General features: G+C 43.1%; 16 protein-coding genes and 1 pseudogene. 6 read left to right on the top strand and 11 right to left on the bottom strand.

Annotation, left to right across the window (positions count from 1 at the left end; genetic code table 11):
• Positions 1–13: 13 nt before the first annotated feature.
• The 6 genes and pseudogenes from HMPREF9007_RS03780 to HMPREF9007_RS03795 form a co-directional block, all read right to left on the bottom strand.
• Positions 14–1,183 (bottom strand): sialate O-acetylesterase, encoded by a 1,170-nt coding sequence (locus HMPREF9007_RS03780; protein WP_277754707.1) that lies wholly within the window; start codon positions 1,181–1,183, stop codon positions 14–16.
• A 30-nt stretch (positions 1,184–1,213) separates the two neighbouring features.
• Positions 1,214–4,078, bottom strand: coding sequence for a glycoside hydrolase family 3 N-terminal domain-containing protein (locus tag HMPREF9007_RS03785; RefSeq protein ID WP_032850707.1), 2,865 nt, complete (start codon positions 4,076–4,078; stop codon positions 1,214–1,216).
• 66 nt (positions 4,079–4,144) lie between these two features.
• Entirely contained in the window at positions 4,145–5,053 is a 909-nt protein-coding gene (locus HMPREF9007_RS27870; protein WP_032850723.1) for a family 43 glycosylhydrolase, read from the bottom strand.
• Positions 5,054–5,279: 226 nt separating this feature from the next.
• On the bottom strand, positions 5,280–6,239 hold the full coding sequence (locus HMPREF9007_RS27865; RefSeq protein ID WP_277754706.1) for a glycoside hydrolase family 71/99-like protein: 960 nt from the start codon (positions 6,237–6,239) through the stop codon (positions 5,280–5,282).
• Between the two features lie 238 nt (positions 6,240–6,477).
• The gene (locus tag HMPREF9007_RS03790) at positions 6,478–7,323 is read right to left on the bottom strand and encodes a patatin family protein (protein ID WP_008763267.1); all 846 of its coding nucleotides are present in this window, start codon (positions 7,321–7,323) and stop codon (positions 6,478–6,480) included.
• A pseudogene (locus HMPREF9007_RS03795) lies at positions 7,301–9,526 on the bottom strand (cation:proton antiporter). The gene HMPREF9007_RS03790 and the pseudogene HMPREF9007_RS03795 overlap by 23 nt, the downstream one beginning before the upstream one ends.
• Positions 9,527–9,713: 187 nt before the next feature.
• Between HMPREF9007_RS03795 and HMPREF9007_RS03800 the strand changes: the two are divergent.
• The gene (locus HMPREF9007_RS03800; protein ID WP_008763266.1) at positions 9,714–10,235 is read left to right on the top strand and encodes a hypothetical protein; all 522 of its coding nucleotides are present in this window, start codon (positions 9,714–9,716) and stop codon (positions 10,233–10,235) included.
• 133 nt (positions 10,236–10,368) lie between these two features.
• Here the strand turns inward: HMPREF9007_RS03800 and HMPREF9007_RS03805 are convergent, their stop codons facing one another.
• Together HMPREF9007_RS03805 and HMPREF9007_RS03810 are read right to left on the bottom strand one after the other, a co-directional pair.
• Entirely contained in the window at positions 10,369–11,574 is a 1,206-nt protein-coding gene (locus HMPREF9007_RS03805) for a hypothetical protein (protein ID WP_008763265.1), read from the bottom strand.
• Complete coding sequence (locus HMPREF9007_RS03810) at positions 11,571–12,908, bottom strand: DUF4270 family protein (RefSeq protein WP_008763264.1); 1,338 nt, start codon at positions 12,906–12,908, stop codon at positions 11,571–11,573. The genes HMPREF9007_RS03805 and HMPREF9007_RS03810 overlap by 4 nt, the downstream gene beginning before the upstream one ends.
• 196 nt (positions 12,909–13,104) lie before the next feature.
• Between HMPREF9007_RS03810 and HMPREF9007_RS03815 the strand changes: the two genes are divergently transcribed.
• From HMPREF9007_RS03815 to HMPREF9007_RS03825, 3 genes are all read left to right on the top strand, one after another.
• Positions 13,105–14,193: a kelch repeat-containing protein gene (locus HMPREF9007_RS03815; RefSeq protein WP_008763263.1), complete on the top strand. Its 1,089-nt coding sequence runs from the start codon at positions 13,105–13,107 to the stop codon at positions 14,191–14,193.
• Positions 14,186–14,527, top strand: coding sequence for a DUF4907 domain-containing protein (locus HMPREF9007_RS03820; protein ID WP_008763262.1), 342 nt, complete (start codon positions 14,186–14,188; stop codon positions 14,525–14,527). Before HMPREF9007_RS03815 ends, HMPREF9007_RS03820 begins: the two co-directional genes overlap by 8 nt.
• A 179-nt stretch (positions 14,528–14,706) precedes the next feature.
• On the top strand, positions 14,707–15,891 hold the full coding sequence (locus HMPREF9007_RS03825) for a C1 family peptidase (RefSeq protein ID WP_008763261.1): 1,185 nt from the start codon (positions 14,707–14,709) through the stop codon (positions 15,889–15,891).
• A gap of 102 nt (positions 15,892–15,993) precedes the next feature.
• On the opposite strand, the gene HMPREF9007_RS03830 is transcribed toward HMPREF9007_RS03825, so the two are convergent.
• The 3 genes from HMPREF9007_RS03830 to HMPREF9007_RS03840 all read right to left on the bottom strand — a co-directional run bounded on the left by HMPREF9007_RS03830 (position 15,994) and on the right by HMPREF9007_RS03840 (position 18,931).
• A complete protein-coding gene (locus HMPREF9007_RS03830) occupies positions 15,994–16,722 on the bottom strand; it encodes a LytTR family DNA-binding domain-containing protein (protein WP_008763260.1) in 729 nt (242 codons plus the stop codon).
• Complete coding sequence (locus HMPREF9007_RS03835) at positions 16,722–17,927, bottom strand: histidine kinase (RefSeq protein WP_008763259.1); 1,206 nt, start codon at positions 17,925–17,927, stop codon at positions 16,722–16,724. The genes HMPREF9007_RS03830 and HMPREF9007_RS03835 overlap by 1 nt, the downstream gene beginning before the upstream one ends.
• Before the next feature lie 152 nt (positions 17,928–18,079).
• Positions 18,080–18,931: an AraC family transcriptional regulator gene (locus HMPREF9007_RS03840; protein ID WP_008763258.1), complete on the bottom strand. Its 852-nt coding sequence runs from the start codon at positions 18,929–18,931 to the stop codon at positions 18,080–18,082.
• Positions 18,932–19,181: 250 nt separating this feature from the next.
• Here HMPREF9007_RS03840 and HMPREF9007_RS28095 point away from each other — a divergent pair, with 250 nt between their 5' ends.
• Positions 19,182–19,400 carry a DUF4925 domain-containing protein gene (locus tag HMPREF9007_RS28095; RefSeq protein WP_346962715.1) on the top strand — a complete coding sequence of 73 codons (219 nt, stop codon included), beginning with the start codon at positions 19,182–19,184 and terminating at the stop codon, positions 19,398–19,400.
• Positions 19,397–20,527 (top strand): DUF4925 domain-containing protein, encoded by a 1,131-nt coding sequence (locus HMPREF9007_RS03845; protein WP_346962714.1) that lies wholly within the window; start codon positions 19,397–19,399, stop codon positions 20,525–20,527. Before HMPREF9007_RS28095 ends, HMPREF9007_RS03845 begins: the two co-directional genes overlap by 4 nt.
• Positions 20,528–20,536: the final 9 nt, after the last annotated feature.

The raw sequence follows: 20,536 nt of genomic DNA, 5'->3' as shown, positions 1-20,536 counted from the left end.
GACGGTTCGGGATCTACCGGTTCGAAATTGGAAGCTGCACATATACAAAAGGAAAATCACCGATTCCCCATTTCTCTCTCCAATCCGTAATCATCCGGGAGAACAAGGTAGCATATTCTTTTCCAGAGCCGCCGGAGTTAAATTCTCCCTGATACCAGATGACTCCCTTTATACTCAAAGGGATTAAAGGAGAAATCATTGCGTTAAACAGATTGGACGGACCGTTATTTCCCCCATTCGGTTTACGCGGATTGGGTGGACGGGGAACTCTGGGCTGCGGTTTGGGCGGAGCCGGCTTTCCATCTGCTTGTGCCGCCTGCACAGCTATCGCCCATTCTTTTTGTGCCTGATTCCATTCTTTTCCTACCGTTTTATCCCATTCCCTTACCGCTTCATCAAATTCTTTCTGCTTCTGTGGATAAGTGGCGAGTATTTCCGGATTATCTTTCACATTCTTCTCATACGCAGCTACATAGTGAGCCAAAGCCGGTTCCTGTTTCAATCCGGAAAGGCTGGTCCAGGCTTCTGCACGTGTACCTCCCCATGCAGACTGGATAACTCCCAACGGGCGTCCGTTTGCAGCACGCATATCACGTGCAAAGTAATATGCTGTTGCCGAAAAGCCCTGTCCATTGATCTTAGCCAACATTTCCGGTGTACAAAGCACCCATCTGGCAGCCCGTTCGGGGTTAGATGTTCCCTGAGGAACTTCAATATCGGTCAATGGCTGCAACGACGTATTCTTGGGAACAAAGAACAAACGCAGCAAAGGATCTTCCGAAGCGGCTATATCGTCAGCATATTCTTTTCTTACCTTTATTCCCCATTCCATATTCGATTGTCCGGAAGCAACCCATACATCGCCTACCAACACATCCGAGTAGACAAGTTTGTTCTTACCGGCAATTGTCAGGAGCTGACCCTCTTTCTTCGTTTTTATCGGTTTCAGGTTCACTTTCCATGTTCCGTCAGTGTCAGCAGTCGTTTTCACTTTCTGTCCGGCAAAGACTACCTCTACGGTTTCTCCGGCATCAGCCCATCCAAAGATGGCAATCTTTGTGTCTTGCTGCAATACCATGTGATCACCGAAGATCAGCGGCATCCGTATATCGGCTTTCACCTTTGTCAGCCCAAAGCTTACGGACAACAAGAATATCCATGATATGAAAAGAAGTCGTTTCATTGTATTAAAAGTTAGGGAAACAAATTAGTATTACATAGATACCATCTTGTATTTGGTCGTAAACGCTACAGGCTGCTTATTCTCTTTTGCCAGCTTGAACGGAATCAGTTTTTCTTCGCCCGCTCCCAGTTCATAATGAATGGCATCTCCCACCTTCTTACCATCCACAAACATTTCCACCTTACCGATATCCATCAACGTACCTGTATTTTTCACACTCACCCACACTGTCTTCTGGTTCTTGACAAGGTTCTCTTCTATCTTGGACACAGTAAGATCGAAATTGGCACCAAACTCATGTGTATAATTAAGCATTCCCATGACACCTTTCTTGTTATCACTATAGCCTACACTATGTTTGATCTCATTTTTAGCTACGTAATCGGGACTCATTCCGCCTACCATGATTTTGAACTCTCCTTTTTCCACGACTCTGTCCATCCGGTCATTGAGCAATGAAATATCATACGGAGTCATTTCAAACGAAACAGTCTTCGATTCTCCCGGCTGCAAATGAATACGGGCAAAGTCTTTCAATTCCATAACACGGGTTTTCACACTGGCATACATATCCGTCACATATAGCTGAGCGACTTCATCACCCGCACGGCTTCCTACGTTCTTCACTGTAGCCTGAACTTCCACATTGCCATTCGCCTTTTCCTGTATCTTCAGATTAGAATATTCGAATGAAGTGTAGCTAAGTCCGAATCCGAAACGGTAAAGAGGATAATATTCCATATCTACATATTCGTAACGGCGTCCTGAAGTCTTGAAGTTATAATACAAAGGAAGTTGTCCTACGTGACGCGGGAATGTCATCGGCAGGCGACCGGCAGGATTGTAATCACCAAACAGTACATCTGCCATAGCCGGACCACCTTCTTGTCCCGGCAACCAGTTTACCAAGATAGCCTTGCACATTTCGGATGCTTTCAGAATATCATAAGGACGGCCTGCCTGAAGAATCAGTATCACCGGCTTTCCGGTTGCGCAGACTGCTTCCAGCAATTCCTGCTGTTTGCCCGGAAGGATTAAAGTCGCCCAGTCATTATTTTCTCCACATGTCTTACGGACATCATTGGTCGCTTCACTGGTAGAGCAGTCACCCAGTACCATAATCACGACATCTGATTGGGAAGCCGCCTTCACAGCTTTCGGAATATTGGTTTCGTCCGGATTGGTAAAGTCACATCCCTGTTCATAAAGAACTTTGGTCTGCTTGCCCACTGCGCCTTTGATACCTGTCAATACCGATTTCAGTTGTCCCGGAAGCAATTTCGGAGTGTAATCGCCCGGCTGCAGGTCATCTGCACCGGGACCCAGTACCGCAATCGTACACAGTGTCTTTGACAAAGGAAGAAGATTCTCTTTGTTTTCCAGCATTACAATTGATTCACGTGCCGCCTGACGTGCCATTTCCTTATGGCTGTCCGAGTTCCATCCCGGATATATTTTCTTCCAGTCCAGTGGTTTGCAAGGATTCTTTTCAAAGAGTTCGTTGCGGAACATCGTACCCAGCATCGTACGGCATACATTGTCCAGATCTTCCATATTGATACGACCGTCTTTTGCCGCCTGAATCACTTCTTTATTATTGTAAGTATCACCGCAATTGGTCGCAATGCCGGCAGCCAATGCCTGATTGGCAGCTTCAATCTTATCTTTTGCCGTGTAATGTTTACGGGCTGTCAGATTTCCGATAGCGCCACAGTCACTGACAATGAATCCATTGAATCCCCATTCCTGACGCAATATCTGTTGCAGCAGTTCTTTGCTCTTGGCAACCGGAACTCCCATATAGTCGGAATAGGCCATCATCAAAGACTGGCAGTCATAATTACGGATCGCATGACGGAACGGAACCAGATGAATCTCGCGCATTTCACGTTCGGACAAGCCTATATCATGTGAATCACGTCCGCCCAACGGGGCACCATGTCCGCCGAAATGCTTGGGAGTAGTAAACAATCCTCTGGACTGGTATCCTTTGATCCATGCACCTCCTATTTGTGACACCAATACAGGGTCTTCTCCAAAGGTTTCTTCACAGCGCCCCCAACGTGCATCCTGTGCAACGTCCAACACCGGCGACCATGCCTGTTTGGTATTGGCAGCCACTGTCTCGTCTCCGATCACCATAGCCACTTCTTCCGTCAGCTTCCTGTTCCAGGTAGCTCCCATCGCCAAAGCCTGGGGGAAGATAGTAGCACCGCTACCATAAGAGAAACCATGCACCGCTTCTACCTTTGTGATAGGAGGCACGTACAAATGAGGAATACCGGGAATACCCCATCCTTCACGGATCAGTTCCATTTTATCCTCCGGAGTCATCACTGCCAACAAACTTTCCACCCGTTCTTCTACCGGCAGTGACGCGTCCATATACCGACGGTCAGTTACTTTTCCCTGACTGTCCGTCAATACCTTTTCTGCCACAAGAACTGAAATTTCTTTCAGAGAGAAAGGCTTATCCAGCTTTCCCGGCTTAAAATTCAGCTTGACGTGTGCACCGTATTTAGGAGTGAATTTGACTTTCATCTGTTTGTCGCTCCCTTCGATCCGGTAGTTCACGGGAGTTCCCAGATTCATGGGGTCATAAGTGACAAAGATATCCAGTACTTCTTTCAGTTCATTCTTATTGATACCCTGCATCTGAAGGTCCAGTTCACAAACATCTCCGGGCTGCTGAATGGTAAACATCAGCCATTGTTCAGCCTTTAGTGCCTGAGAAGGGATTGTCCACATCGTTTTTACATTCCTGTCAAAGGCTAAAGCAGCATTTTCTGCATTTGCAGAAGCAGATACCGATAATATATCACTCTGTTGCTGTGCCATTGCTACCGAACATGACAATAATCCTACTGCCAATATCCATTTCATTTTGTTTTTCATGCTATATTCGTTTTTCAACTATTATAAGGATTCTATTTATTAATTGCCTGTGTATCGATCTATCTGTTATTTAGTCTGCTTCACCATTTTTATAGTGCCGTCCGGATTGTAGTACAGTTTGTCCACACAGATAGAGCGCAGCCAATCATGACCGGACAATGCACTGTTGTGATAGAAAGAATACCATTGCCCCTTGAATTCGACAATAGAGCCGTGATTGGTATAACTATCGGTGGGTTCCATATAAATACCCTTGTATTCCCAAGGCCCCAGAGGTGAATCACTGATGGCATAACACATTCGGTTATGTTTTTCTCCGTCGTCGTGATTATCAGAATAAGACAAGTAATATTTTCCGTTATACTTATGTATCCAAGTCGCTTCGTGGAAGTCTGAGAGTCCCTCCATAGTCCGCATGGGGCCATCCAGTTCTATCATATTATCTTTCAGTTTGCCACCTTTGCAGGTGCCACCGCCACCATTGTAGATATAGGCCTGTCCGTCATCGTCCACAAATACACAAGGATCGATCATCGGGTCCATTCCCTCAATATATCCCTGTACTTTGAATCCTTCCGCAGGCTTGTCACTGGTAGCTACACCGATCTTCCAGCTATCATTCCAGTCTGTTTCGCTGGGATGAGGGAAGTAGAAATAGTAGGTGCCGTTTCTGTAAGCACAATCCGGAGCCCACATAAAACCTCCTTCTTTCCGTCCCCACGGCACCTGGTCGGAACTCAGGATTTCTCCATGATCCGTCCAGTTAATCATATCATTAGTCGAGAATACATGATAGCGGTCCATCAAGTCACATCCACGCGGAGGAGCAATGTCATGAGAAGCGTACACATACAATCTGCCATCTTTCCAGACATGCGCTGACGGGTCAGCGGTATACATATGCCGGATAAAAGGGTTCGGACTTTTCGTATCCAACTTTGTACTAAATACCACAGCTTTCTCCTTTCTTAAAATCTTTGTGGCTTCTCCCACCAATTTCAAATAATGATCGCTTTCCACGCCTTCTTCAAGGGGCACAAATGTACTTTTACCTACGGGCACCTTCTTTGCACATTTAAAGATGGCCGTCCCTTCATCTATTTCATCAAACATAGCCACGTAGATCATTTCAGCACCCGCCCGAATGGCTCCCATCAATTGTGTCCAAAGGAAAGAACCTTTATTGCGGGGAATAAACGAATTATGATCTTTCCCCTTCAGATTTCCCCATGAGAAACCGGGGAAAACCAGTGGAGCATAATCTACCTGATTCTTCTTTGCCCACTGAATATCTTCTTCCACCAGTTTCTGATACTTGGGATAAGTCGTTTTCATTATAACGCCCTACAAACCAAGGCATCATGATATCACATTTTCGGATAAGCTCATGCAGACGGGGATCTGATTCTGTGTCCCCATTCAGTGTCCGCCACTGCGTAGGTACTCCAAGCATCACACTGAATCCCTGTGACTTCAAGCCGTCAATAATATGAGCGGCTTCTTTCAGTCCATAGCGACGATTATCATTAAATCCGACTCCCCAAACCGTAACCAGCGGTTTACCGTTGTGATACAGATAAGAGGGGTTCTTTGCATGGTCTTTTAAAGAATAGCGCTCTGCTATTTCTGCTATGTCTTTCAGCAACAACTGTTCTTCTCCCGGTTGCATGCCGCTCAGGTCGTACATCACACAGATAGCCCGTTCGTATTTATTGGCAGATTTCATCGCTGAATTCAACACCTTATTAAAATGTTTCAATCCGCTTTCGTTCCGTATTTCCGTGATAAAACGCTGCATAAATACTCCGTCCAGTCCATACTCCTGCATCCATTTAAAATGTACATCTACCGTAGATTCATCATGAGAAGAAAAAACATAAGCTGGTTTACCATCAGCAAAGGAAAATTCAGTCTTATAGAGCTTCTTATACTCCGATACTTCCGGCCAAAGGTCCACCGAACATGACCCCGGACGAAACCCATTGCGCCCATTATAATGATGCCAACCACGGCCCGAGCCGTCACCAGGGGTGTTGAACCACCCCTGATAACCTGCCATGACCAATCCCTTGTAAGAATTATACTGTTTCCCGCCGGATTGTGCCATCACCCCTATTGAAAACAATAAACACACCAACAACCAATCAAACCTTTTTACCATGTTATTCTTTTATTTTTCATGTTATGTTATTAAGTCTGCCCAAAAATATTTTTCAGCAAAGTAAAGGGGCATCCCTTAATAAATACCACAAAAACGAATTAATAATGACTTAAAATCGGATTAATTGAAGAAAAAGAAGAGTATTTGTAGAAATATTATACAGAAATATATAAATATCACAGATATAGTCCGCATTCTTCATGCAGACTATCAACAAAACAGGTCATTTATTATTTACTTAAAATTCGAACAGGTTTCTTGCACAGTCGTATCCTTCCTCATAAAATTCTGTCAGTTTCTGTACATCCCGTTCAATCCGGTCCACCATTACCGGTTTCTGCGGACGGATGACGATGATCTTTCCTTCATCTTCCATCTGTTCCACCATTTCCAGCTGTTTATTGTAGACTGCACACCGACGACTCAATGCCTTGCGCAACTTCGGATATTTCCGGTAGACAAAGGATGGAATACGGATATCTTTCGTGTCTTTCCGGTAACCGCGATTACGGGTAAGTACAACCACATTACGGGTGTAACCGTCCGCAATAGCTCTCTGCAAGGGAATAGAATCAACAATTCCTCCATCAAGCATCGGAACATCATCCACGTAAGTGACAGGACAAACAAAAGGCAGGCTACTGGACGCCCGGACAATATCAATCACACGGCTTTTATCCCGTTTCTCTTCAAAATAGTTAGCTTCTCCTGTCATACAATTCGTGGTTACCATCACGAAACGTTCGGGAGAAGCAAAGTATGTATCATAATCATAAGGAAGAATATGTTCGGGAAATTCGTTGAAAAGTAAATCAAAGTCGAGAATGTTACGCTTCCTGAGCAGATGCTTCAGGCCGATATAATTGTATTTCTCCAGCAGGTCAATATTACTGAACTTGGCACGACCACGCTGACGGGATGCATACGACAAGCCGTTACAGGCTCCTGCCGATACCCCGATCACATAAGGAAAACGAATATCATGATCCATTAAATAGTCAAGTACCCCACAAGTGAATACTCCCCGCATTCCGCCTCCTTCAAGTACTAAACCTGTATGCTCATCCAATTTCAAGTCTTTCATTTTTTTCTCCCTTATTCTTATTCCGACGAATAACCAGCAACGATGACAATTCCCGCATCACAAGCTCATCCTCGGATAATTTTGTATAGGAAAGATGGCTCATTACCAGCAATCCATCTTTCTCTTTGGTTACTAATTCTTCCACTCCTGCAAACCATACCACTACTATCTGATCAGCATAATGAGCCAACAAGTCATCTATGCACTGATGAAACTCTTCATCGTCCGTTTCAAAAAGGAAAAGGCGCACCGAATGACCGTTTTGCAACATTATATTCAGATACGAAAGCAGGAATACATCAATCATTCCTCCCAGAACAAAACTAACCAGTGCTCCTTCCCGATAACTACGATTCACAAATACGGCAACAGGACATTTCACCTGTTCCATTATGTCGTCAATCTTATCACGGAAGAGCGTCAGCCATAAAATAGCTCCCGGAGTTCCCGGCATTTCGGGACGGTAATGGCTACCGGCTCCTAAAAGCAACATATCAGGATGCTCTTTGCGAATAAAATGAATCATTTCCTGTACCAGCTTATCCGTCACCCGATAGTGATTGTCTACCTGAATATTCAGTTCGACAGCTCTTTGATTAAGTAAAGCAAAGCTTTCGCTTTCATAATGCTGTGCATCCAACGGATTCAAATCCGTACCCACTGTATAATGCGCTGCAATCACATGTTCTTTCTTCAACTGCTTCCCGAATAACAAATCATAAATGGAAAGCAGACTGCGCCCAGACTCCGGACGACCAAAGCAAAATATAAGTTTGCGCTTCAAAGATAACTTTTCTTCCCGATGTACAAAGAAACGTTCGACCAAATGTAGCAGCGGAGTGGTCATAAAGGTTGTAACTAGCGCCATAATGACCAAAATTACGAAATAGACGGGGGAAGAACTCCCATTTCGTAACCAATATTCAATGCCACCAGCTCCATCAATCCGCGCGTATTCATTAAGGTACCCACTGTCAGACTATCCTTCCATGACTCACCTACCAGACGGGCAGCTATGGCACAGCCACCGAGCTTACCGACTATGGCCACTGTCACCAGCAGCAAACACACCATCCACAACTCCGGACTGTTGATTAGACCTATCTCCGTACGCAAACCTGTGAAAGCAAAGAATAACGGCAGGAAGAAAACCAAAGAAATGTCTTCCACCTTTTCCATCATCACTTTTCGGAAACCCAGATTCGACGGCATCACCACTCCTGCCATGAACGCTCCGAACAAAGCATGAATACCGATAATCTCTGTCAGGCAGGAAGAAATGATCAGAATCAGCAGGATAAATGCCACAAACGTTTTATTGATCGCCTCCTTATTGGCATACACCTCTCCCACCTTTTTCAGAAACGGACGCACAACCAAAAACATGACTGCAATATACGCCACAGCCAATCCCACAGAATAGAGAGCACTGGCAAAGCTACCCGCCTTTGAAATAGCAATAACAACAGCCAGCAAACACCATGCAGTCACATCATCATTAGCTGCAGAAGCAATCGCAAGAGTCCCCAAAGGAGTTTTGGTCATATTTCGTTCCTGAATGATACGCGCCAGCACGGGGAAAGCGGTAATACTCATGGAGATGCCTATAAACAAGGCAAAAGGCAGAAAAGGAGTATGATCGGCGGCATACGTTTCGTAAATCCAATAAGAAGACAGGATACCCAAAAAGAAAGGTACTAAAATACCGGCATGACTGATCACCAGCGTTTCATTTATCTTATTTTTCAGCACACTGAAGTCCAGTTCCATACCGATAACGAACATGAAAAGGATCAGCCCGACCTGACTCAGCAATTCAAGATTGGTCAGCGAATGGACAGGGAACAGAAAATGAAAAGCTTCCGGGAAAAAAAAGTCCCAAAACAGAAGGCCCCAAGACAATACCTGCTACGATTTCTCCAATCACTCCCGGTTGCCCAATAAGACTAAACAAATAACCGAAAAGACGTACCATCAACAATACGGCAATAATCTGAATAAGTAACGTCGTCAGCGGATGATGCAGATTATCTTGCATAAATTGTAGAAACATGGCAAAAGGCCCATCTTGTACCGTGTTTAACGTGTTCGCAGCATGATGTGAAAACCTGTCGCCCTCTTCAATAGCAACATAAATCAACCCTCCAAACAGAAGGAGCATAAGTACATAAATAATATAATTCTTCCGGGCTTTATTCTGCATAAACTTGTTTTTTTGCTATTTGTTGCATAATTATAATAAAAACAAACGAAAAAGGCAGATAGTTTGGCAAAAATAGTAAATATTCAAACAAAATCTTGTTTTTTTGCTTCAATCTATGTAACTTTAGGCTAGCTTAATTGTTTTAAGTAGGAAATTCAAAAAAAAGTCCTGCCCGCAGGCAAGCACCATGAGAATACAGTTTGAAATTAAAGAAAAGTTGCCGGAACTCATTGAGGAAATCCTGCATTCCGACAAATGGCAAACTTCCGTGAAGGAAGAAATCAGCGGTCGGACGACCGTCGTGATCCGTGACCAAGCGTATGGTTCAGAAGCAACGATTGAGATTTACGCTCAATCCATCGAAATCAAAACCGCATGGTCAAAGTACTTCTATCGTATATTCGTTGCCAACGATCTTGTCTGGTGTGAATATAACGGTGCCTATCGTGGACTATTGGAACAAGTGCTCCTGCCCACCATCACTCCTAAAGAAAGCCTGCTTGATTCTGATGTTACTGAAAGTTCACTTTATGGACGTGAACATAAGAAGTTAAGAGAATATGCCGAAGACAACCTGAAGCTGAAACAATTCCGCCGGGAAAACTTCAACGAACAGAGGAATGGAACCGCAGCATTCGATCATCCTAAACGGGTTTATGATGAGTTTATAAAAGAAGACTATGTAGTGACACCGAAAGGCAATAAATAATAGAGGTAGGTGTGTCAAAAGTAACTAAACTCTCCTCCTTCGGGAAGGAGGGGAATTTAGTTACTTTTGACACACCTACCTCTATATTATAAATGATCTCCCTATCCGCCAAATAAAGAAAGTACCCCGCCAGTTACTTCAATTTTGCCTTATAAGTCTTTTCCGAGAAAGTCAGATTCAGAAAAAAAGAAAGTTTCTGCTCTTTAAATCTCCCCGAATTCACCTTCAGTTGATCTGTATATTTCACTCCTAAAGAAAGCGTACTGCGGCTACGAAACTCAAAATTAAGTCCGGTACTCAGATAATAATTCGTTGTCGTCTTATCATGCACTGAAATATATGAGTTGCCCATACCTGCTCCTAGCAATAAACGTACCGGTTTACTATAAGGATTTCCCAATGTATAGCTGCCTCCCAGCATCAAACGATGTTGATTACGAAAACTTATACTGAAATGCGAAGACTCCAGCCGGCTCCAGTCAACAAATTTATAGTCGATGGAAGCCATCCAGCGCAACGTAGTATAAGACGCTCCGAAGCCGATAAACTGCGGCAAACAAGTGCGATACTTTTTTCCTTTTTCTTCAATGTTTCCGCTGGAACTGCTACTACTCACCGCATGATCATTATCCTGCATCAAGTCTTGAGAATATCCATATACGACTCCCGCCACTGCCGAACGGTAATAATCCAGCTTATAGGTATACTGCAATCCGAAATCAGCATAAATCGTATGTTTATGCGAACTATTACTTTCAGTTGCACTCCCTTGAGTTTCTGTTTGTGAAATACTTCCTCCCACATAAGAAAAGTTTGTACCCAGTGAAAGCCCTTTCCACAGTTCGTACGCAACACTGATGCCCATTTTGGATACCCCTCCCTCACCTTGAAAAAGTGAAGTCACCGTACTTCCGTCCGTACCCGCCACATCCTGATCAAGCGATATGGCATACCCTACACTACTGACAGGAGCCATAAAAATAGCTCCATACCAACGGGGAGCTATACGGAATCCAACAGCCAAATTATTAAGATTGCCATTAAGAGAATGATTGCTCGCTCCTGACTGTGAATATTTCAGATAAGACCCGCTGACACCCAAATCGAAAAAGAAATACTGCGGCAATAATCCCGTTAAAGAAGCCGGATTGGCATCATTAATCACATTTTCTCCACGCAATGCAATACCAACTCCCCACAAGCCTGAATAAATTCCGCCTTCTCCGGTAGACAATTCGCCGAGTCCGAACATGGAAACCGGCGAACTCGTCATATTTTGGGCAGCCACATTCAATAAGTTCGCACCTAGTATAAGGATAGATAAAACTCTTCTTTTCATTTCGTATATGTCTTATAATAAATAGTGAGTGATACATTATTATCATGGTCATTCACAGGGTGTTTGCTATCTCCCAGCACTACTCCCTGAACGGTATTATAAAAAGCATTGTCAGAGAGGAATATTTGCAGTTTCTCACGGCTCTCCCCCGCTGTCCCCAGATTATTCTGAATAAACGAGGTGATATCAAACGAATAGTGAGTATCTTCATAATAGACATTATCTTCCACCAGGCTTCCCGTTTGTACGGTATTTCCCGAGATATCAGTAATGACACTCTGAGTGGCGTTATTCTGGTCTGCCGTATAGAGAGACAACGATTTCGGCAATGGATACTTGCCGTTATACGTACCCTTGATAGGATATAGCTTGAGTACTGCACTTTCAATGGAAACAAGCCTTCCGGCCTGATTCAGATTATTCAGATAGGGAAATTCGACATTGATATACATACCAGTCAGTCCTTGCAGATACACCTGATGTTCGCTCTCGGAAGAAGGCAGTTCATAATCTGTTCCTGCCTTGAGATTCTCCAAAGGAGTATTAGTACGGTCATGTTCCACCTTGGTGTAGTTCAGTGAAGTGCTGGCATTGAACACTAAGGTCTGTTCCGTAGGCTTCTCTTTCAGTTCATGATAATAAAGGGTAATACAAAAACTCGAATCGTTCACCTGAAAGCCGTTGATGCACGTCCCGTTTTCATCGGGAATAAAAGCTATTCCTTTGAAGAAAGCCCGGAAACGCTCCTGAGACTCCATACATTCATCATCTTCCAGCATTAAATTAAACCACTTCTTTCCCCATTCGTCAGGCAGGCGCGTTTCATGCAACTCGTTCCGATAGCCGGGTGTAGGACGTATAGAGACAGAACCAAGATGATTATTCTGATTATAGCTAACGTTGGTCTTATTAAACAGGTAACCGTTATCTTCCAGAGAGAGTCCTTGCGATAAACTATATAAGTCAATACGATGATAGACCAGCGTATCCCCCAGATAATCCCCGGAAGTATACCATTTGAACGTGATAGAGTCAAACTGATAGTCAGTAGTCTCATTAAGTGAGTGAGAAGGTACTTGATATTCTGCATAAAACGAAGTTTTTATTTCTCCGTAAAGAGCATCCTTAAATCGCCCGATCTGGCAGATCGTATCTCCCGAAGTTGCCAGCGAGTCGGCTAATAATGTGCTCAGAGTCACCATACACGTATCTGTCACTACATTTATAAAAGAACTCTCTACCCATTTACTTCCAATGGAAGAAGATTCATCCCTACAGGAGAATATTGTACAAAATAAGAGTAATGAATAAAAAAGTGTAATTAATAGTCTCATAATGAATATTATTTTGAGTTGCAAAGGAACCCCTTTAGGAAAGCATCCCCAAAATTAATCGACTATTTCCCGCTATTTATAGACTCGGTTTTGTTCGATAGAGAAAATAGGGCTATTTGTCGATATCTTTTTTCTTCAACCGCATTGATAGCTACATTTGCCCCAAGTTTAAAACGTAATAAAACGAATGGAAATAATGAAAAAACTACAACTGTTATTAGTATCAATAGCTATGCTATCCATGTTCTCATGTTCAGATGATGATGACGACACATTAGGTGTGTGGTATCGCCGTTCTGATTTCGACGGAAGGGCAAGGGAGGACGCAGCCGGATTTGTGATAGATAACCGGGGATATTTGTGCGGTGGATATCGGGGAAAAGACCAGCGGGAAAGAGACTGTTGGGAATATAATATCGATAACGACTGGTGGACGCAATGTGCCGACCTTCCCGAAGAGGCGGCGGCCCGGAACGGGGCTGTCGGATTTGCGATCAACTCCAAAGGATATGTGACTACGGGATATACCGTATACAGAGATGACGATCCACTACATACCGGAGGATATGCATATTTAAAAGATACATGGGAATATGAACCGGCAACGGACACCTGGAAACAGATGGATGACTACCCCGGAGATGCCCGAATCAACGCCATAGCCTTCGCTATCGGTAATTACGGTTATGTAGGCACCGGTCAGTCTAAAGATGATAAACAGACCAAGGACTTTTACCGCTTTGATCCGACAGCCGCTTCCGGCAGCCAATGGACTATCGTCAACGGATTCGGCGGTCAGAAAAGAACCGGCGGACTCTCCTTTATTATCGATAATGTCGCCTACATTGTCGGAGGAACAAACAATGGTAAGGATGTCGATGACTTCTGGAAGTTCGATCCCAGCAAAAGTGAAGAGAACAAATGGGTACGTCTCCGTGACATTACAGACCAGAGCAGTGACGACTACGATGACGATTACAAATCAATCACCCGCACCTACGGCTGTGCTTTTATTATAGACGATCAGGCATATATCACTTTAGGACAAACAGCCTCCGGTAGCTTCCGAAGTAATTACTGGATATACGATCCTGCTAAAGACTTATGGCGCAGCAGTGAAACGGAAGATGGTTTTGACTACACTCCTTTCAAAGGAAGTTCACGCATCAAAGCGGTTTGTTTCGCTACCGGCAGACGAGGTATTATCACTACCGGAGGCAGTAGCAGCTATTATTATGACGATACATGGGAGTTACATCCATATGAATGGGAAGAGAATGACTAAGAAAAAGATACTCGGATGCTCTGTTGCAGGAATATTGACAGTAATCGCTTGTCTGTCTTTTTCCAAAGCATCTTTTTCTAATACAGATTCTTCTGATCCTTCTTTTTCAATGGAAGTGATTGAGGTAAACGGAGGATATGGCTATCAAATATCTCACAACAATCATATAACGATTTTTCAGCCTTTCATACCCTGTATTTCCGGTAAAAAACCTTTCATGGAGAAAAGGGATGCCGAACAAGTCGGACAGTTAGTAATGAAACGAATGAAAAGCAGAGAGAATTATACTGTTACTCTCGATGATTTAGAAAGTCTCGGAATCAAAATAAAATAAATGTAGAAAGAGGAAAAGGTGATCACATACGATTGCCTTTTCCTCTTTTTGTATAGTAGAGAAGGTGGGATACAGCATTTTCTACTCTTTTTTTATGCAAAATCTATGCAAGAATATGGAATTCCCCCAAGGAATCCATATCTTTGTAACCAAAACAATTTAATATTAATTTCATCAGAATGAAAAAGAGTATCCTTATCGCTGCCTTAGGCTTGTTCAGCCTGAGCGCAATGGCACAAGACGCAAAACCCGAAGAGGGCTTCGTTTTCACAACAGTGAAAGAAAATCCGATTACTTCTATCAAGAACCAGAATCGTTCAAGTACTTGCTGGAGTTTCTCTGCTTTGGGATTCCTGGAATCAGAACTACTACGTTTGGGTAAAGGTGAATACGACCTTTCGGAAATGTTCGTTGTACACAAAACAATGGAAGACCGCGGAACAAACTATGTACGCTATCATGGCGACAGTTCTTTCTCTCCCGGCGGAAGTTTCTATGACATCATCTATTGTATGAAGAATTACGGACTGGTTCCGCAAGAAGCAATGCCGGGTATCATGTATGGTGATACACTGCCGGTACACAATGAACTGGACGCTGTTGCAGAAGGATACATCAATGCGATCGCCAAAGGTAAACTCACTAAACTGACTCCGGTATGGAAGAAAGGTCTTAGCGCCATCTACGATACTTATTTGGGAACGTGCCCGGAGAACTTCACTTACAACGGCAAGGAATATACTCCGAAGACTTTCGCTGAATCGCTCGGACTGAAAGCTGAAGATTATGTGTCACTAACTTCATATACACACCATCCTTTCTATTCTCAATTCGCTATCGAGATTCAGGACAACTGGCGTAATGGTCTGTCCTACAATCTTCCGCTTGACGAGCTCATGGCTGTAATGGACAACGCTGTAAAGCAAGGATATACATTCGCATGGGGAAGTGACGTCAGCGAACAAGGTTTCACCCGTGACGGTGTTGCCGTAATGCCGGATGCTGCCAAAGGAGCAGAACTTACCGGCTCGGATATGGCTCGCTGGACAGGTCTGACTGCTGCCGATAAACGCAAAGAACTGACTTCCAAACCGCTTCCGGAAATGGAAATCACTCAGGAAATGCGCCAGACTGCTTTCGACAACTGGGAAACTACAGATGACCACGGAATGGTAATCTACGGTATCGCCAAAGATCAGAACGGAAAAGAATACTTCATGGTAAAGAACTCTTGGGGTACAAGTGGTAAGTACAAAGGCATCTGGTATGCATCCAAAGCATTCGTTGCTTACAAAACAATGAATATCCTGGTACACAAAGATGCACTTCCTAAAGAAATTGCAAAGAAACTAGGTATCAAATAAAGATTCACTCTTATTTAAACATAAAAGCTCCGGAAGTAATCTTAACTTCCGGAGCTTTTATGTTTAATGATGTTCTCTTGTATACTGTAAATAGCCAAATACTTAAGAGAAACTCAACTTGCTGATATGTTCCGAAAATCTCTCCTTATAATTATCACCAACAGGAATATATGTATTTTTATCAAAGATGATACGAAGCCGGGAAACTTCGGTTATCTTACGCAGATTGACAATGTAAGAACGATGTACCCGCATAAAATACGTTGGAAGCCGTTCTTCCATTTTTTGAAGACTGGCAAGGGTTATGACCGGTTTATCCTCTCCTTCTATACAGATACGCACGTATTCGCTCATCCCTTCAATATACCGGATGTTTTTCACATCAATGCGCACCACTTTGTAGTCACTCTTTACAAACAAGGAATCTCCTTTGATCTGCGAACTATTTCCCAGTTCTCCCTGCTGTTCCAATAGCCGGTATTCGTACTGTTTTCGCGCCTTATCCGCTGCTTTCAGCAAATCCTGAAATTCAAACGGCTTCAACAGATAATCGACAGCATCCAGTTTGAAACCGTCTACCGCATATTCAGAATAAGCAGTAGTAAAGATCACCATCGGACGGCTGATTAAAGAGCGGATAAAATCCAGTCCATTCAAATCGGGCATATTGATATCCACAAATATCAAGTCTATCTCTTCGTCTGCCAACACCTTCATCGCCTCAAAAGCATCCTGACAGGACTTGACTAAAGATAGAAAAGGGACACGGGATATATAATCCGTTAATTGCTTCAATGCTAAAGGCTCGTCATCAATCGCTATACATTTCATTATAATAAAGGTATAATAAGTAATACATCAAATTTATCATCTTCCTCAGTAATGGAGAGGGTGTAGTCATTGCCAAACAACAGCCGCAACCGTTTGCGTATATTCTCCAAACCGATGCCGTGATGCTGCTCGTCAGACGAAGTCCCCGTGCTATTGGTACATCTGAAAGCAAGACGGTTTCCTTCTTCCAGTTGCATTACAACATGGACAAATGACTCTTTCCTGTAGCTCACTCCATGTTTAAAGGCATTCTCCACAAAAGAAATAAAAAGTAAAGGAGGAATTTGAACTTCGGGCACTTCGAGAGGGAAATTCTTTTCAATAGAAACTTTCTCTGGATAACGCAAGCTCATCAAAGTGACATAATTCTCCAGAAACTGAACCTCGCGCAATAGCAGAATAGTTTTATTACTGGCCTCGTAAAGCACATAGCGCATAAGTTTAGAAAGTTCTACAATCGTACTCTTAGCCTTTCCCGTATCAATATCCACTAGTGCATGGATATTATTCAGTGTATTCATAAAGAAATGCGGATTTATCTGATACTTCAGATACTGCAATTCCGACTGTAAACGCTGGTGCTCCAGTTCTTTCAGCATTTCCTCATCACGAAAGGATTTAAAAAACAGCTTGACAGCAATATTAAACCCTACCATCAAAAAGGCAATTACACAATGAATAAGGTAACGGATGGTGAAGGGAGGAATGGGATAAAGAGTCGGTTTAGGGAAGCCGCCCGGTCGTTGCATTTTTTCCAAAGCCGGATCGTTTGCCCTAGGCGTTTCCCAATGAACAGACTCTTCCTGCCGAGCCTTCTCTCTCATCTTAATAATCTGGTCTCTCTGGATTTTTCCTTCACCCTTGCGAAGATCGCCATATCTGAATTCCTTTGGAAAACGCTCCATAGAGGGATCAGGAATAACCCAACAAGCAGTAGAGATTAGAAAAACCAAAGAAATAATATAACACCAGTACTTTTTCTTAAACAGGAAATACGGAACTAATCCATAATTATTCAACAGAAACAATACGAAAAAAGGAAGAATGCTCAACCACGAATCATAAACAATTACACGGATTTCTTCTTTTTCAAGTCCACCACTGACGGCAAAGTATCCTCCTATCAATGGGAGGAGAAAAATAACAATCCAAATAGCCCCATAAATGCTCTGCTCCAGCAATTGTTGTTTACGCAGTCTTTCCATGCTTCATTGTTCCAAATTACTGATACAAAGATAGAATCGCTGCTTCATCTCCACAAATATAATCGACCAAAGGACTTATTTCAACGGTAAACTGCTGTTTTACCATCCTCCGGAGCATCCCCATTCATCATCGGTCTGACTACCGTCATCCATTAGCATTCCCGATATTCCTGTGGAGTCATTTCCACATGTTTACGAAAATATTTATTGAAAAAGGAAAGATTATTAAATCCTAATGAAAAAGCAATTTCCTTTACAGGCAATCGGGTTGACTTCAATTGTGCCTTGGCATTCATGATAATAATTCCCGTGATAATCGCCAAAGGGCTATGCCCGCTGGCTTTACGGATAGCACCGGAAAAGTGAGCCGGAGTCACTCCGCACTTCTTCGCATAAAAAGAAACTTCGTGTTCCTGCGTATAGTGAGTCATCAGCAACTGGATAAACTGGCGATAAAGTTCATGTTCCCGCTTGATAGGTTCGTTGGTAGTCGGCTTACAGCGTTTATACAACTCACCCACCCCCTGAAAGAATATAGTAAAAATAGACATTAATATCTCTTTGTTATCCAGTGTGTTCGGTAAAGAATAGGCACGGATAAGCAGGCTGAAAGCGTTTCGGTATAATTGCGCTACCTCCTCCTGTAATGTCATAATAGGGTTGTCCAAAATCATAGGAAGAAAATCCAGATAAGTCTCTACATAGCTCACACGGGAGATAAATTCCGAAGAAAAGCCCGCAAAGCAAACACGGGTATCCGAAGATACTTCGTGAATCTGTATGAATGATCCGGGGAGGACAGTCACAAAGTCATTATGGGTAATGGTATACTCGGACAGGTTGATAGTGGCACGTACAGTTCCCCGCGTGCAAAGAACAAAGACTCCCGCCTTTATATGGCAGGGAAAACGACCGTATTGATTCAGAATATCGCCGGTTATGCTGTCATCTGTAACAAAATCGACCGGAAGGTCAAACTTGGGAAGAGCATCATCTATGATCATAATTAAGAAATTTAGTTCCACAAAGATATCTTTTTCCATTCGAATTTCCTCCAAGTCCTTTATTAAAATATGAAAAACAGAACATCTATTATTTAAAAGAGAACATTACAATTATCTATTCAAATACACGTGCATATAAAATAGTTAAAATAGAACATCGAATACCAAGAATAGAGCTTGATGTAGAAACAATATTAACCGACATTTGCAATGTTTTAATAAATACGTTGAAATAAAAACAAAAAAGAGAATGAAAACATTACGAAAACTATTTTATGTAGCTTGTACAACATTCTTCCTTGCATCTTGCGAAGAAACCTACAATGACAAGCTGTTCTGGCCGGGAGAACTCAGCCAGGAATATGGCTCGTATATCAAACCATCCACTCTGGACCTGACCTACAGCGGAGAAAAGTTAATCGGAAAAACCGTCAACTTTCAGACGGAAGACAGTAAAAAGGAACATTGACATTAAACGATATCATTCCGGGAGAAAAAGAGACATCATTCCGGATAAACTTATCAGAGCAGGAAGACAACTATACGTTCAGCGGAGAAACAGTTTCGTGCGCGGGAGCAACCGTGAAATACGCCGGCTCCATTACTCCGAAAACGATGAAACTGGATTTGAATGTAACGATGCCGCAAAATCAATGGATAAAAACTTATCAGATGAGCGAACTGACACGCGGCAGAGGAAAAGATGTCGTACGCAATCAGACAACCGGCGAATATGAATGGGGAGAGTCGGACAATCAGATACTGACAGCAGCCCTCTATACCGACATGGATTTAGAGATGGTAAAGGATGCGGGAAGTTTGTACGCAACCGTATCCGTTATTATAAAAGGCATGGGAGGATACCTCTTACCGCAATTACTCAAAAGTGTCACTTTGGAATCCGACGGAAACATTACGGCCGAATATACATCGGACGAACTGCAATTGGGGGAACAGAAGTTCAGCGAAATCGACATGGATAATCCCGCATCCCAGCAACAACTCATTAATTTCATCATGATGAAGTTAATGTTCAATACATTGTCTGCCGATGACATTACTGACGCAACTCAGGGACGCAATTATGCAAAGTCTCCCCGGGGACTGGCTTTCTGGTATCTGAAAAATGACCTTCTCTATGTCAAACTAAACCTTCCGGGTATTATCAGCCTGACCATGCAAGGGCAGGGACAGACGGTCGATGCTCATCTGATAGCAGGCATTGCAGATGCTATCCTGAAATCTAATCCTTTCTTACTGAAGACTCTACTGGGAATTGTGAGCGAATCATTGGATAACTCTTTATTATCTATGATCGCCAATATGGATCACCAAAGTTTTCAGATGTTCTTCTCGTGGATAAAGGAAGGCATCCCCATGCAGATAGAAAAGGAGAACGGACATACGCATATCTATCTGAACAGGGAAGCACTGAGCCCTCTCATAGCCTTCATCCCCAATCTTCAGCCAGCGATGGAAGGTATTCCTAACTTCGGTCCGATGTTGTACAATTCCTATATAGGTCCACTGTATGATAACTGGTCTATCATCACCCAACTGGACTTGGGACTCGACCTGACAGACAAAAACGAATGAGACTTTCCA

Source organism: Bacteroides sp. 1_1_14, from assembly GCF_000162515.1.
Taxonomy (GTDB): Bacteria; Bacteroidota; Bacteroidia; order Bacteroidales; family Bacteroidaceae; genus Bacteroides; species Bacteroides thetaiotaomicron.
This window is presented reverse-complemented; position numbering and strand designations above follow the sequence as displayed.

Coding starts and splice junctions, on each gene's coding strand:
- HMPREF9007_RS03780 (WP_277754707.1), bottom strand. CDS start 1,183: ATGAAACGACTTCTTTTCATATCATGGATATTCTTGTTGTCCGTAAGC.
- HMPREF9007_RS03785 (WP_032850707.1), bottom strand. CDS start 4,078: ATGAAAAACAAAATGAAATGGATATTGGCAGTAGGATTATTGTCATGT.
- HMPREF9007_RS27865 (WP_277754706.1), bottom strand. CDS start 6,239: ATGGTAAAAAGGTTTGATTGGTTGTTGGTGTGTTTATTGTTTTCAATA.
- HMPREF9007_RS03790 (WP_008763267.1), bottom strand. CDS start 7,323: ATGAAAGACTTGAAATTGGATGAGCATACAGGTTTAGTACTTGAAGGA.
- HMPREF9007_RS03800 (WP_008763266.1), top strand. CDS start 9,714: ATGAGAATACAGTTTGAAATTAAAGAAAAGTTGCCGGAACTCATTGAG.
- HMPREF9007_RS03805 (WP_008763265.1), bottom strand. CDS start 11,574: ATGAAAAGAAGAGTTTTATCTATCCTTATACTAGGTGCGAACTTATTG.
- HMPREF9007_RS03810 (WP_008763264.1), bottom strand. CDS start 12,908: ATGAGACTATTAATTACACTTTTTTATTCATTACTCTTATTTTGTACA.
- HMPREF9007_RS03815 (WP_008763263.1), top strand. CDS start 13,105: ATGAAAAAACTACAACTGTTATTAGTATCAATAGCTATGCTATCCATG.
- HMPREF9007_RS03820 (WP_008763262.1), top strand. CDS start 14,186: ATGACTAAGAAAAAGATACTCGGATGCTCTGTTGCAGGAATATTGACA.
- HMPREF9007_RS03825 (WP_008763261.1), top strand. CDS start 14,707: ATGAAAAAGAGTATCCTTATCGCTGCCTTAGGCTTGTTCAGCCTGAGC.
- HMPREF9007_RS03830 (WP_008763260.1), bottom strand. CDS start 16,722: ATGAAATGTATAGCGATTGATGACGAGCCTTTAGCATTGAAGCAATTA.
- HMPREF9007_RS03835 (WP_008763259.1), bottom strand. CDS start 17,927: ATGGAAAGACTGCGTAAACAACAATTGCTGGAGCAGAGCATTTATGGG.
- HMPREF9007_RS03840 (WP_008763258.1), bottom strand. CDS start 18,931: ATGATCATAGATGATGCTCTTCCCAAGTTTGACCTTCCGGTCGATTTT.
- HMPREF9007_RS28095 (WP_346962715.1), top strand. CDS start 19,182: ATGAAAACATTACGAAAACTATTTTATGTAGCTTGTACAACATTCTTC.